The 12417-nt window shown below is 56.2% G+C and carries 14 protein-coding genes; 4 read left to right on the top strand and 10 right to left on the bottom strand.

What is annotated here, in order from left to right:
* The gene (aroL, locus tag GNG26_RS04505; protein WP_103178439.1) at positions 1-525 is read right to left on the bottom strand and encodes a shikimate kinase AroL; all 525 of its coding nucleotides are present in this window, start codon (positions 523-525) and stop codon (positions 1-3) included.
* A 272-nt stretch (positions 526-797) separates the two neighbouring features.
* A complete protein-coding gene (locus tag GNG26_RS04500; RefSeq protein WP_103178438.1) occupies positions 798-1256 on the bottom strand; it encodes a YaiI/YqxD family protein in 459 nt (152 codons plus the stop codon).
* 149 nt (positions 1257-1405) lie between these two features.
* Between GNG26_RS04500 and proC the strand changes: the two genes are divergently transcribed.
* Positions 1406-2215 (top strand): pyrroline-5-carboxylate reductase, encoded by an 810-nt coding sequence (proC, locus tag GNG26_RS04495; protein ID WP_114387805.1) that lies wholly within the window; start codon positions 1406-1408, stop codon positions 2213-2215.
* Between the two features lie 14 nt (positions 2216-2229).
* Here the strand turns inward: proC and adrA are convergent, their stop codons facing one another.
* From adrA to GNG26_RS04470, 5 genes are all read right to left on the bottom strand, one after another.
* Positions 2230-3345, bottom strand: a complete 1116-nt coding sequence (gene adrA / locus GNG26_RS04490; protein WP_304599199.1) for a diguanylate cyclase AdrA — start codon at positions 3343-3345, stop codon at positions 2230-2232.
* A 90-nt stretch (positions 3346-3435) separates the two neighbouring features.
* On the bottom strand, positions 3436-3756 hold the full coding sequence (gene psiF / locus GNG26_RS04485) for a phosphate starvation-inducible protein PsiF (RefSeq protein WP_103824006.1): 321 nt from the start codon (positions 3754-3756) through the stop codon (positions 3436-3438).
* Between the two features lie 348 nt (positions 3757-4104).
* Positions 4105-4365 carry an anti-adapter protein IraP gene (iraP, locus tag GNG26_RS04480; RefSeq protein WP_103824005.1) on the bottom strand — a complete coding sequence of 87 codons (261 nt, stop codon included), beginning with the start codon at positions 4363-4365 and terminating at the stop codon, positions 4105-4107.
* Between the two features lie 240 nt (positions 4366-4605).
* Entirely contained in the window at positions 4606-5814 is a 1209-nt protein-coding gene (locus GNG26_RS04475; RefSeq protein ID WP_103824004.1) for a multidrug efflux MFS transporter, read from the bottom strand.
* Positions 5815-5947: 133 nt separating this feature from the next.
* Positions 5948-6667: an extensin family protein gene (locus GNG26_RS04470; RefSeq protein ID WP_156237909.1), complete on the bottom strand. Its 720-nt coding sequence runs from the start codon at positions 6665-6667 to the stop codon at positions 5948-5950.
* A gap of 106 nt (positions 6668-6773) precedes the next feature.
* On the opposite strand from GNG26_RS04470, the gene ddlA reads away from it, so the two are divergent.
* Positions 6774-7874, top strand: coding sequence for a D-alanine--D-alanine ligase (ddlA, locus tag GNG26_RS04465; RefSeq protein WP_156240131.1), 1101 nt, complete (start codon positions 6774-6776; stop codon positions 7872-7874).
* Here ddlA and GNG26_RS04460 read toward each other — a convergent pair.
* Positions 7871-8089, bottom strand: a complete 219-nt coding sequence (locus GNG26_RS04460) for a DUF2754 domain-containing protein (RefSeq protein ID WP_039031465.1) — start codon at positions 8087-8089, stop codon at positions 7871-7873. The two genes, ddlA and GNG26_RS04460, sit on opposite strands and share 4 nt — an antisense overlap.
* A 247-nt stretch (positions 8090-8336) precedes the next feature.
* On the opposite strand from GNG26_RS04460, the gene GNG26_RS04455 reads away from it, so the two are divergent.
* Complete coding sequence (locus GNG26_RS04455) at positions 8337-8639, top strand: DUF2755 family protein (RefSeq protein ID WP_103824002.1); 303 nt, start codon at positions 8337-8339, stop codon at positions 8637-8639.
* Here GNG26_RS04455 and GNG26_RS04450 read toward each other — a convergent pair.
* Together GNG26_RS04450 and sbmA are read right to left on the bottom strand one after the other, a co-directional pair.
* Entirely contained in the window at positions 8636-9736 is a 1101-nt protein-coding gene (locus GNG26_RS04450; RefSeq protein ID WP_156237908.1) for a DUF1615 domain-containing protein, read from the bottom strand. The two genes, GNG26_RS04455 and GNG26_RS04450, sit on opposite strands and share 4 nt — an antisense overlap.
* Positions 9737-9750: 14 nt before the next feature.
* Entirely contained in the window at positions 9751-10971 is a 1221-nt protein-coding gene (gene sbmA / locus GNG26_RS04445) for a peptide antibiotic transporter SbmA (protein ID WP_156237907.1), read from the bottom strand.
* Between the two features lie 286 nt (positions 10972-11257).
* Between sbmA and ampH the strand changes: the two genes are divergently transcribed.
* Positions 11258-12415: a D-alanyl-D-alanine-carboxypeptidase/endopeptidase AmpH gene (ampH, locus tag GNG26_RS04440; protein ID WP_103824000.1), complete on the top strand. Its 1158-nt coding sequence runs from the start codon at positions 11258-11260 to the stop codon at positions 12413-12415.
* Positions 12416-12417 lie beyond the last annotated feature (2 nt).

Below are 12417 nucleotides of genomic sequence, written 5' to 3'. Positions count from 1 at the left end.
TTAGCTGGCGCATGCCAGATGAAGCGCAGCGACGATATTTTGCACCACCTGCGCGGGGGGAAGGGAGGCATCCACCACGTGGTGAGCGGCCTCGCGATAGAGCGCGTCACGCTCCGCCAGCACTGCGCTCACCTCTTCGCTGATTGGTTTGCCGGTAAGGGTTGGGCGCTGTCCCTCTTCCGGAGAGGCTTCGAGACGCCCGACCAGCACCGGAACCGGGGCACAAAGATAGATCACCCGGCCCTTTTCACGCATAAACTGACGGTTGTAAGCGGACAAAATAATGCCGCCGCCGGTGGCGATAATGCCGGAGCCTGCGGTCACCGCCTCGAGGGTCGCTGTTTCACGGGCGCGAAAACTCTCCCACCCTTCCTGCTCAACAATCTCGGCGATGCTTTGCCCGGCATGGGTCTGTAGCCAGTGATCGGTATCGACAAATTCACTCTGACACAGACGAGCCAGTTCAAGACCGACGGTGGTTTTGCCACAGCCGCGGGGGCCAATTAAAAAAATAGGCTGGGTCATGACCAGGTGTTCCCTTTGATGCCGCGCGCATGCGGTGCGTGAAGTCGAAAAGAGTGCAATGATACCATTAAGCTAGTACACGCGTTACTGTAAAAAAATTATTACACAAGGCGTGACTTTTAACTGACATTTCCGGCAACCCCAGAGATAAAAGGGGAAACTCTGTAAAGAAATCATTGCACTAAACGGTGCGCTCACCTTACCTGAACCCACCTGCCGTTGACAACCCCGGATTGCGGTAATAATGGCCAAAACCACTAATGCAGTGATGATTACCCCTGGCGGCGCTTCACTTCCAACAGCCATTTATCCAGCTCAGCGGCGAACTGCTGCCTGTCGCGCTGGGAGAGGCTGTCCGGCCCGCCGGTCTGCACGCCGCTGGCGCGCATCGTGTCCATAAAATCACGCATCGTCAGCTTTTCACGGATAGTGGCTGGTGAATAACGCTCGCCGCGCGGATTGAGCGCGGCGGCCCCTTTCTCCAGCACCTCCGCCGCCAGCGGAATATCGGCGGTGATCACCAGATCGTCCGCGCTGCACAGGCGTACGATCTCATTATCGGCCACATCAAAGCCGGCCGGTACGCGCAAGGAACGGATAAAACGGGACGGCGGCACGCGCAGGTTCTGATTCGCCACCAGCGTTAGCGGCATCTGTACGCGCTCGGCAGCACGAAACAGGATCTCTTTAATCACATTCGGACACGCATCGGCATCCACCCAAATCGCCATCTTCTCTCTCCGGCATAGAACAGGCGGCTATTGTCGCCTGCTTTTCGCCCCAGGCAAAGTTGCAGATGGTACCGACGCTTTAATGCTGCGTAAAAAACCGCGATAGGCTAAAGTTCCACAATCATAACAAAGCCTAAGAGAGGGACGTGATGGAGAAGAAAATCGGTTTTATCGGCTGCGGTAATATGGGCAAAGCCATTCTCGGCGGTCTGATTGCCAGCGGTCAGGTGCAGCCTGGCCAGATTTGGGTCTACACCCCATCACCAGATAAGGTAGCCGCCCTGCACGACCAGTACGGGATCAACGCCGCGCAAAGCGCCCAGGAAGTGGCCCAGGTAGCCGATATCGTCTTCGGCGCAGTGAAGCCGAACATGATGGTGAAAGTCCTGAGCGACATCACCTCCAGCCTCAATAAAGAGACGCTGGTGGTCTCTATCGCGGCAGGCATCACCCTCGATCAGCTGGCGCGCGCACTGGGCCATGATCGTAAAATCGTCCGCGCCATGCCTAACACGCCGTCGCTGGTAAAAGCGGGCATGACCTCCATCACCCCTAACGCGCTGGTGACCGCCGAAGAGGTTGCCGATGTCGTCAATATTTTCCGTTGTTTCGGCGAAGCGGAAGTGATTGCCGAGGCGATGATCCACCCGGTGGTGGGCGTCAGCGGTTCAGCACCCGCCTACGTGTTTATGTTTATCGAAGCGATGGCAGATGCCGCAGTGCTGGGCGGGATGCCGCGCGCGCAGGCCTATAAATTTGCAGCGCAGGCGGTAATGGGCTCCGCCAAAATGGTGCTGGAAACCGGCAAACATCCGGGCGAGCTGAAAGATATGGTCTGCTCTCCGGGCGGCACAACCATTGAAGCGGTGCGGGTGCTGGAGGAGCGCGGTTTCCGGGCAGCGGTCATTGAAGCCATGAACAAGTGCATGGAAAAGTCAGAGCTGCTGAGTAAATCCTGATCGACAGCCGGACGTCAGGCGGCCACTTCGGTACGGTTACGTCCGGCATTTTTTGCCTTATAGAGCGCAATATCCGCCGCTTTCAGCCATTCCTGATAATGCACCATTGACGTCGTGAGCGGCGCAACACCGACGCTGATGCGGAGCTTTACCTGCGGAGCACCCGGCAGGTGCAGTTCCGCCAGCCGTTCATGGACCCGCGACATCGCCGCAATGGCGTTTTCCGCAGGCGTCCCGCTCATGATCACCGCGAACTCATCGCCGCCAAAGCGGCCAATCATATCGCTGGCGCGTAACGTCAACTGTAGCTGGCGGGTCACGGCGATAATCGCCTGATCGCCTACATCATGGCCCCAGGTGTCATTAATGCCTTTGAAGTGATCGATATCGATCAGCAGGATCGTGGCGCTCCGGTGATAGCGACGACAGTTTTCAAATTCCGTACGCAGCAACACTTCCCAGTGACGGCGGTTATATACCCCTGTCATCCCATCCAGGGTACTCATCAATTCAAGACGACGCTTATGTTCCACCAGACGGCTGGTTGTACGGAAACTGACCCAGGCAAACAGCATCGGATAGCCAATGATCCCTGGCAGCGCGAGCCAAATCTCAAGCGGGGTGCTGAGGAAGCCTGCCGGAATGTGCATCAGTTGCAGGGTGACCAGCGCCGCCAGCGCAGTCATCAATGCCCCTGTGCCATAGAGCCTCAGCCCCCCCACGCCCATCAGGTTCATGCTCATCATCATAACCAATGCCGCGGTGGGCATGGCATTAACGCCCATCAGCCCAATCCACACCCCGGCCATAATGGCATCGACTTTGAGGTTAAACATCTCATTGTGGTAGGGATCGGCAGAACGCATCGCCAGTTGCCAGGCCAGATGCGGCCAGACAAAGACCCAGCCAACCAGCAAAAGCCACCAGACGCCGTTGACCGATTGCGTGGTCAGCACGCTGGCAACAGGGAAAAACAGAAAAGCCAGACCCGCCGCACGCGGGAGTCGTAAACGACGAGCCAGACGGATTCCTGAGCGATGATGCTCATCCGCCGAAAGCGCCAGATTTATTCCTTCCCGGGCATAGACTTTGCTGTAAATGTTTTCATCATTCATGGTTATTGGGAACACTCAAAAGCATTTTCCCAAATTATAGAAAGGCTTATCTGGCGCTAAGTATGATATTTCGGGTGAGCCAAACGGAACGCTCACCCTTTTGAACTAGCCGGTTTTCTTCAGGCAGGCGCTCATGAACTTACTCCGATCGTCCCCTTTGAGGGATTGTTGGGTCGCCTGGGAGTTGCATTCACGCATCCTTTGTTGTTGCGGCGTCAGGCTTTTTTCGTTGGGTTTAGAGGAGGCGTTTTTCAGGCAATCGCTCATGTAGGTCTTACGGGAGTCGCCCTTCAGGTCCTGGGCGGTCGCCTGCTGATTGCAGGTGGTCATACGTTGCTGTTGCGGTGTGAGCGGCTGATCTTGCGCCCCCGCCGGAGCAAGTGAGAACAGGCCAAGGAGCAGGGTCGCCAGTAGTGTGATTTTCATAGCACTTTCCTTCTGTGAATGATCTCCTTAAGTCTGGTTCGTACTGCTAAAAAAACCACCCGCACCTTTGGGATAATTTCGCACGGCGTTTATTTCGGCGTCGCCCATTCCGTCACTAATAGGCAGAATAATATGTTGGACCGGTGGCTGGGTGATATCCCGGTAGCGCGGTCGATGCGCCATTTTCAGCATAGATTGTGGGGATAAACAGCAGGCGGGAAGTCATGCAATATAAAGTACGCTCTGTTTCACTTATTTTTTCCAGCCGGAATAGATAAAAATAAAACAGAGCGATGACAGGCAACCGGGGTGACGGTTCTTTGACAGCAACTCAGATCAAATAACCGGTCAACTGCGCGGGTGCCGTAGCAGCTTTTTTACGTATTGCTGCAGCATCTCGCTGTCCTCGGCCGGAACCTGAGCATCTGGCCTCGCCTCGTCCAGCGCGCCTTCAACGCTTGCAATCAGCGCCTGTTGATCGCTTTGCGCCATCTGCCTTAGCAGGGCGGTAACCACTATTTCCAGCGCCTCAACCTGAACCACAAGCTCTTTTGACTCTTCTTCCTTTTCTGCCAGCTTAACTAACAACTCTGCAATAAGATTTTTCACAGTGCTATTTCCTTATCAAGTTTTTTCCGACGTTATCATTATGATTGAGACTTGCAAAGTGGGTAAAAGTACTATTTTTAAGCAAACCCCACACCGCGCATAAATTAGTTTCCATACGACCGGGAAAAATGCGACTTAAATTAAATTTTGCTTTTCCTGTGAAGCCTGAATTAAAAACAAGAACCGCCATTTCACATAAATGATAATGGCGGCCAGATCACAATATATTATATAGCTAACTTAAGAACGGCGGACTTCCTGCAGGCGGCGCTGGCGCATTGCCCACGCCAGCTGCAGGATGTTTACCAGCACCACCACGGCGGTGGCGGCAAACACCCAGCGGAAACCGGCCATCGCCGAGACCGCGGCACCCATCAACGGACCTGCAACATTCCCCAGATACATAAACGACTGGTTATAACCGAAGATCCGTCCGGTGACCCGATCGCTGGAGTACTTAATCAGCAGGGTCTGCACGGCGGGCAGCATGGCGCCATCCGCAAAGCCAAGTAAAAAGCGCAGCACGCCCAACTGCAACGGAGTAGTGACAAAGGACATGGCGAAAAAGAGCACCACCGCCACGATAAGCGTCGCCATCAAAATACGCCCGGTGCCGATGCGGTCCCCGAGCTTGCCCAGACGTGGGGCGGACATCAACGCAGAGATGCCCGGCACCGCAGCAATCATCCCGCTGAGGAAGGCGATGTTATTGCTCTCGGGTGCCATCGACTGAATAAAGAGCGCGAGGATCGGCCCCACCGAGCCGTTGCAAAGCTGGATAACCATGGTAGTGATGAACAGGCTGATCATCAGCCCCGGATAAGGGAGCGAGGCAAATACCGCCTTGCCGCTCAGCCGCTCCGCCTTGCTGACGGTGGGGCGAGCCCCCTCTTTAATCAGAAACAGCGTTACCAGAAAACTTACCATCAGCAGGACCGCCGTGATCAGGAACACCGCGCGCAGACCCACATGGTCTGCCAGAAAACCGCCCATCAGCGGGCCGCCGATCACGCCGCTGATTTGCGCCGTCGACAGGGTACTGATGGCCCAGCCGCTGCGATCCCGGGGCACCTGGGACGCCACCAGCGCCATCGCGTTAGGAATATAGCCGGAAGTCAGCCCCATCAGCGCGCGCAGCAGGAACAGCTGCCAGACGTTGGTGGCAAATGCCTGGAGCAGGATCGCAATCGCCATGCCGAGCGAGGCGCGCAACAGCATCAGCTTGCGCCCTTTACGGTCTGCAAGACTGCCCCACATGGGCGAGACGATGGCCGAAACCAGAAACGTGACGCTGAAGGTGAGCCCTGACCACATCGACAACGCCTCGTGCGAAGAGACGCCAAGCTGGGAGACATACAGCGGCAAAAACGGCAAAATCTGGCTGATGGCAAGGCCGGTGAAAAAACAACCAAACCAGACCGAAATAAGGTTAACCTTCCACGATTCCATAGGCGAGCACTGTCTTCATATTACGTAAATTCGTTATCAGATTAGCAAGTTACCTTTCACCAGACGTTGTCAGAGATGCGCCCCGCGTCTCTTTGGGGTTTTATCTTCCCAGTCATCATATTTGTGAAATATGTCACATATTTTCGCCTTTTTGCTGGTGATTTATGCTTTGCGGGCAGTAGCCAAATCCCCGCATCCCTAAGTGAAAGTGGTTAGCATGGGCGGCGTTATAGTCCGGGCCGAGGGCGTTACCAAAATAGCCGCAGCTGGCACTCAGTAGCGCACGCAGCCAGGGTTCGGTGGAGGCACTCTTCCAGCCGCGCAAGACCGAAATTCGTTGGCCGTTTTCCAGGGTAAAGCCGCTGATATCCAGCGCCTCGGCGGTGGCATGTTCGCTGCGTCGGGCGTTGGCGCGGTGATAGATATTGCGGCAGGCAAAGCTGCCGAAATGCTCGATGCGCGACAGACTACTGCCCATCATGGTTTCGGTGATGGGCCGGGCCTGCTGGTTGACGAAGAGCGCCGAGCTGAGTGCCAGCGGGCAGCTGGCAAGAAAACTGCTGCTAAGACTGACGGGGCCAAAACTGCGTACGCGCACCACATTACTCAGCGGACACTCTCCCGTACTGTCGGCCACCGCCTGGGTGCGGATCAGCTGACGCGCATTGGCCTGCGCCAGCAGCACATCACAATGCTCAGGCGTCAGGCGACGGAGCTTAAACTGAGTCAGGGTGCCGGGGGGATCGTCAAGCGTGAGCGGTGCAAACGGGTTGTAATAAGACGGCAGCCAGCGGTAGCCCGCAATAGCCGCAGCAATGAGGATTAGACAGATAATCAGGCTTTTTCCTTTCACTCACCCCCCTTCGCAATGTGTCAAAACATTATGGCAGAAGGCGGCGAATCCCGCCGGGCATCGTGATATGGTAGGGGTTTTGAGTCAGAGTGGATGAGTGTACGTGATGGCGAAGTTGCGGGTAGGTATTGTCTTTGGGGGAAAATCAGCAGAGCACGAAGTGTCGCTGCAATCGGCCAAAAATATCGTTAACGCGATTGATAAGAGCCGCTTTGAGGTCGTGCTGCTGGGCATTGATAAACAGGGTCAATGGCACATTAACGACGAGCAGGGCTATCTGCTTAACGCCGACGATCCGGCGCATATTGCGCTGAATCCGTCTGAGATCAGCGTTGCCACCGTGCCGGGCGTGACGCAGGGCCAGCTTATCGATGCCGGTACCGGGCAGTCGCTTTCACAGCTCGATGTCATTTTCCCGATTGTCCACGGCACGCTGGGTGAAGATGGCTCCCTGCAGGGGATGCTGCGCATGGCGAACCTGCCGTTCGTCGGTTCCGATGTCCTTGGTTCTGCCGCCTGCATGGATAAAGATGTTACTAAACGCCTGCTGCGTGACGCCGGCCTGAACGTGGCGCCCTTTGTTACCCTGACCCGCGCCAACCGCGAGCAACACACCTTTGCCGATCTGAGTGCCCGCTTTGGCCTGCCGCTGTTTGTCAAACCGGCGAACCAGGGCTCCTCCGTGGGTGTGAGCAAGGTGAACAGCGAAGCGCAGTTCAGCGAAGCGGTACGTCTGGCGTTCACCTTCGATCATAAAGTGGTGGTTGAGCAGGGAATTAAAGGGCGTGAGATTGAGTGCGCGGTGCTGGGCAATGATTTTCCGCAGGCCAGTACCTGTGGCGAAGTGGTGCTGAACAGCGACTTCTATTCCTACGACACCAAGTACATTGATGACAAGGGCGCGCAGGTGGTGGTACCCGCGGCGCTGGATGCTGACGTTAACGACGCGATCCGCGCAATTGCCATCGAAGCCTATCAGGCGCTGGGCTGTCGCGGTATGGCACGCGTCGACGTCTTCTTAACGGCGGACAACCGCGTGGTGATCAATGAGATCAACACCCTGCCCGGCTTCACCAACATCAGCATGTACCCGAAACTGTGGCAGGCCAGTGGCCTCAGCTACCCGGATCTGATCACCCGCCTGATTGAACTGGCGCTGGAGCGACATGCCGCTGACAACGCCCTGCAGATTTCAGTAAACGGTTAATCCGCGTCGTTCGCCGTCGTCTCTTCCGGGCGACGGCGAATAATAAACCCCGCCAGCCAGAAGCTGACAACCCAGGTTACCAGCCCCACCGCATAAGTCTGCCAGCCCTTCGCTTCGAAGCCCAGCAGCCCCACCACCCCATTCAGAATAAAGATAAGCCCAATAGCAAAGGCGTAGAAATGCCAGTCACGGCGAATTTTGGCAGGCAGTTTCATGGTCGCTCCAGAAGAAAAAATCTATCCTCGCACAGATTTGTCCCCAGGTCTGCGGCCTATGCGGAAAATCTGAAAAGTGAGCAGGATTTCATTTAAGTAAAAAATCTGTGATGCGCGACAGAATTCGGCAAACCAGGAGAATTCTCCGGGCTAAATTACCATCATTCCGATATTGACAACGGTCATGAGCTGTCAAACTTGACGTGTACAACAGGCACATAGCCAGTCAGAACACTCGGAGGTATGTATGGCAGATTTTACGATGTCAAAGCCCATCTTCAACACCAGGCAACCAAAAACCTCCACGGCAGGAAATATTGCATACGCGCTGTTTGTGCTGTTCTGCTTCTGGGCTGGCTCACAGCTGCTGAATATTCTTGTGCATGCTCCCGGCGTTTATGAGCATCTGATGCAGGTTGAAGAGAGCGGTCGCCCGCGCGTTGAGATTGGGCTCGGCGTCAGCACCGTCTTCGGGTTGATCCCCTTCCTTGTCGGGCTCATGGTGTTGGGCGCCGTTGCCCTCTACGTGCGCTGGCGCCGTTATCGCTAGTTGAGCGCCATGCATTTTGCCCGGCGATCGTCAACGCGCTGGGCAAACCAGGCTGTCGTCAGATTGCGGGTGATTTTCGGGCTCTCAAGCTGGATCCCCGGCAGCATCGCTCTCGGTAGCGCCTTACCGCTCTTCTGCTCCGCCAGTTTAAATACCTGCTGATAGAGCTCGGTTTTCTCAAACGCAAAGCTGTCGCCCTTTTCCAGCTGCCGACGGATCTCACTGTCGCTCATGTCCAGCTTGCCTGAAAGCTTGCGCACCGCCAGCTCTGTCTTCCCTGCGTTACTGCTGCCATAGGCGATCAGATCGCCATCCAGGGCCAGCTTCACCCCGCTCGCGCGGCTGACGGCATTCTGGAACGCCGCATTGCGGCTCGCATACCAGCCCGCGTTAAAGTCAGCAAAGCGGTAGAGCGGCACCGTATAGCTGGCGGGGTAGTTCAGCAGATGGTAGGTGCCAAACCAGAGTCCGCCGCGCAGGGAGAAGACCTCCTGGCGAACCGTGCTCTCGATTTTCCACGGATAGCCATCGGTATGCTTTTCGGCAAAGGCGATACTGACCTGCATCGGGCCACCGGTATGCACCGGATTGAGAGAGCCAAACAGCGTCTGCCCCATAGGCACCATATTGATAAAGTCATCGAAGATGGCGCTGAGCTGCTTCTCGGTTTTCACCGTATCCAGCCGCTCGCTGTAGCTCTTGCCGTTTGGCGATTTGATCTTCAGTGCCGTGTGGACCAGAAACACCGGGATGTGCAGCTTTTCGGCGCGACGGTCAATCTCCTTCCAGGCGATTTTATTCAGCCCCGGCACCGCCGGATCGGACTGATACAGCGACTCCTGCTGTGCCACCGCCAGCACCGAGCAGATGTTCTCCTCGGTAGGGGCTATCTTCTGGCTCTCAAAGGTTTTCGCCAGCGCCGAGGCCCACTGGTCCCGGTCTTTTACCGTGGCGGGCATTTTTTGCCGCACCACGCTTGCCACGTCGACGGGCTTTTCGCCCTTTTTCAGCGGCGCAGCCCCTTGCTCAGCACACCCGGCCAGCACCAGGGCGGCAAGCAGGGAAAAAGGTAATACGCGCGGTACGGTAAAAGACATAACAGCTCCCTGTATCAGCTCAACGTATGGGTAACTTCCTGAAGATCCTGACCATCCAGCTCACGTTCAAAACTGCGTAAACGTTTATAGATGGACATCAGCTCCACCAGCGTGGTCCATGAACTGATCAGATACTGGAACGACCCGCGTACCTGACCAAACACGTTAGTAATTTGCGTCATCAGACCCAGCGTAATCGTACCGGCTACAATCGACGGGAACAGCAGGAACAAACCGAAAACGTTATCTACCTGCAGATACAGAATGCGAGCAATGTTGAAATACATGTAGTGGAAATAGAGGCGGAAGTAGTTCCGGCGTACCGCGCCAAACAGCTCACGCACCGTCGGCGGCGAGGCGCGGCTGGCATCGTCTTCGCCGTAAACCAGCTCTTTACGGTAGGCGGCCTCGACGCGCTGGTTTTTGAATTCCAGCCCCGGCAGTTTGATCCCCACCACCGCCAGCAGACCGGTGCCCATCAGCGACCAGACAATCGCGGCGATCACCAGGCCATAGGGCAGATGCCCCACAATCGGCAGGTCCGGCACGTGCGCCGACAGCGTGACCAGCACCGGCAGGAAGGCGATCAGGGTCATAATGGCATTGATAAAGCTGACCCCCATATCCTCAAGCGTGGAGGCAAAGCGCATGGTGTCTTCCTGCACACGCTGGGCGGCACCTTCAATATGGCGCAACTGCTGCCAGTGGGCCATATAGTGTTCGTTCATCGCGGTACGCCAGCGGAAGACGTAGTGGCTGACGAAGAAGTTATTCATCACGCCGATAACAACGGCGATAAGCGCGATACCGAGGAACACGCCAACTTCATGGTAAAACTGATTGATAGAGACTTTGTGCGGCGCGCTGAGCGCGGTCTGGATCAGGTCATAGAACGGGGCATACCAGGCGTTGACCGCCACGCCCACCTCCACCAGAAACCAGGTGACGAAGATAATCAGCGCGGTGCCGAGAATCGACCAATACTGCCAGCGGTGCGGCGAGTAGATAAACCAGAACAGGGCAAACACCCCGACGCAGAACGCATAATAGGCGTAGAAAATCAGATAGCTGCGTGACCAGAAACGTGCCGCGCTGATCGGCACATCACCCGTAGCGCCAACCAGACGCTCAAACCAGGCTCCGCCACCCGCCTGCCAGAAAATGACCGCGATCAGAGCCCAAATAAAGGCCGAGAGAAAAAAGGGTCCCGGTTTTGGGAAAAACGACTTAAACATAACGCTTCCTTCTTGTAGTTATCGCTACTGCTGTGGACGACGGATTATCAGACCTGTGGGCCCTGTATTAGTTCGCCGTCAACCGCCACCCGAGCGGAAAAGCCAATGAACCTGGCAGGTATCATAAGCGCAATGTCACAAAACAGGAGATGGGTAATAACGAAATTGTTTGTATTTACCCGCGGTTACGTTTTTCACGCTATCGTTATGCTGTTATGGCCTTTGCATTATGGTGTTTAGTAGTATAAATACGCATACTTTTTCATTCACTTCATGGATACTTTCGTTGAAACGTTGTCTGTTCCTCTCCGCCGCGCTGTTTACGGCCAGCCTCACCAGCGCGCAGGCTGTCGAGCCGATCGCCGACCCGGCTTTTGCCTCCGATGTGGTTGATCGCTACGCGAATCATATTTTTTACGGCAGTGGCGCAACGGGGATGGCTCTGGTGGCGATTGATGGCAACCAGCGCGTATTCCGCAGCTTTGGCGAAACGCGCCCGGGCAATAATATCCATCCGCAGCTCGACTCTGTGGTGCGCATCGCCTCCCTGACCAAGTTAATGACCAGTGAGATGCTGGTGAAACTGCTCGATCAGGGCGTGGTCAAGCTCAACGATCCGTTAAGTAAATATGCGCCACCGGGCGCCCGGGTGCCGACATATCAGGGCGCGCCGATTACGCTCGTCAACCTGGCTACCCACACCAGCGCCCTGCCACGCGAACAGCCTGGCGGCGCGGCCCATCGTCCGGTCTTCGTCTGGCCAACCCGCGAGCAGCGCTGGAACTGGCTGTCGACGGCCACCCTGAAATCGTCCCCGGGCTCGCAGGCCGCCTACTCGAACCTGGCGTTCGATCTGCTGGCCGATGCGCTGGGCAACGCCGCGGGCAAGCCCTATGCGCAGCTGTTCGAAGAGCAGATTACCCGCCCGCTGGGGATGAAAGATACCACCTTTACCCCTTCTCCCGATCAATGCAAACGCCTGATGGTGGCGGAAAAAGGGGCCAGCCCGTGTAATAACACGCTGGCGGCGGTCGGTAGCGGCGGGGTTTACTCCACCCCTGGCGACATGATGCGCTGGATGCAGCAGTTCCTCTCCTCTGATTTCTACGCGCGCAGCAACCAGGCCGACAGAATGCAGACCCTGATCTATCAACGCAGCCAGTTAAGCCGGGTGATCGGGATGGATGTACCAGGCCGCGCGGACGCGCTGGGTCTTGGCTGGGTCTATATGGCGCCTAAAAATGGGCGTCCTGGCATCATTCAGAAAACCGGCGGTGGCGGCGGATTTATCACCTATATGGCGATGATCCCGCAATCTAACGTGGGGGTATTTGTGGTGGTGACGCGCTCGCCGCTCACGCGTTTCGTCAACATGAGCGACGGCGTTAACCAACTGGTGGTGGAGCTGAGCGAGAATAAACCGCGAGTTATCCCGGCATCCTGACG

It is taken from the genome of Leclercia sp. J807 (assembly GCF_009734465.1).
In the GTDB taxonomy this organism is placed as follows: domain Bacteria; phylum Pseudomonadota; class Gammaproteobacteria; order Enterobacterales; family Enterobacteriaceae; genus Enterobacter.
Note: the sequence above shows the minus strand (reverse complement) of the source record. Positions and strands in the feature narration are given on the sequence as shown.

Coding starts and splice junctions, on each gene's coding strand:
- aroL (WP_103178439.1), bottom strand. CDS start 525: ATGACCCAGCCTATTTTTTTAATTGGCCCCCGCGGCTGTGGCAAAACC.
- GNG26_RS04500 (WP_103178438.1), bottom strand. CDS start 1,256: ATGGCGATTTGGGTGGATGCCGATGCGTGTCCGAATGTGATTAAAGAG.
- proC (WP_114387805.1), top strand. CDS start 1,406: ATGGAGAAGAAAATCGGTTTTATCGGCTGCGGTAATATGGGCAAAGCC.
- psiF (WP_103824006.1), bottom strand. CDS start 3,756: ATGAAAATCACACTACTGGCGACCCTGCTCCTTGGCCTGTTCTCACTT.
- GNG26_RS04475 (WP_103824004.1), bottom strand. CDS start 5,814: ATGGAATCGTGGAAGGTTAACCTTATTTCGGTCTGGTTTGGTTGTTTT.
- ddlA (WP_156240131.1), top strand. CDS start 6,774: ATGGCGAAGTTGCGGGTAGGTATTGTCTTTGGGGGAAAATCAGCAGAG.
- GNG26_RS04460 (WP_039031465.1), bottom strand. CDS start 8,089: ATGAAACTGCCTGCCAAAATTCGCCGTGACTGGCATTTCTACGCCTTT.
- GNG26_RS04455 (WP_103824002.1), top strand. CDS start 8,337: ATGGCAGATTTTACGATGTCAAAGCCCATCTTCAACACCAGGCAACCA.
- GNG26_RS04450 (WP_156237908.1), bottom strand. CDS start 9,736: ATGTCTTTTACCGTACCGCGCGTATTACCTTTTTCCCTGCTTGCCGCC.
- sbmA (WP_156237907.1), bottom strand. CDS start 10,971: ATGTTTAAGTCGTTTTTCCCAAAACCGGGACCCTTTTTTCTCTCGGCC.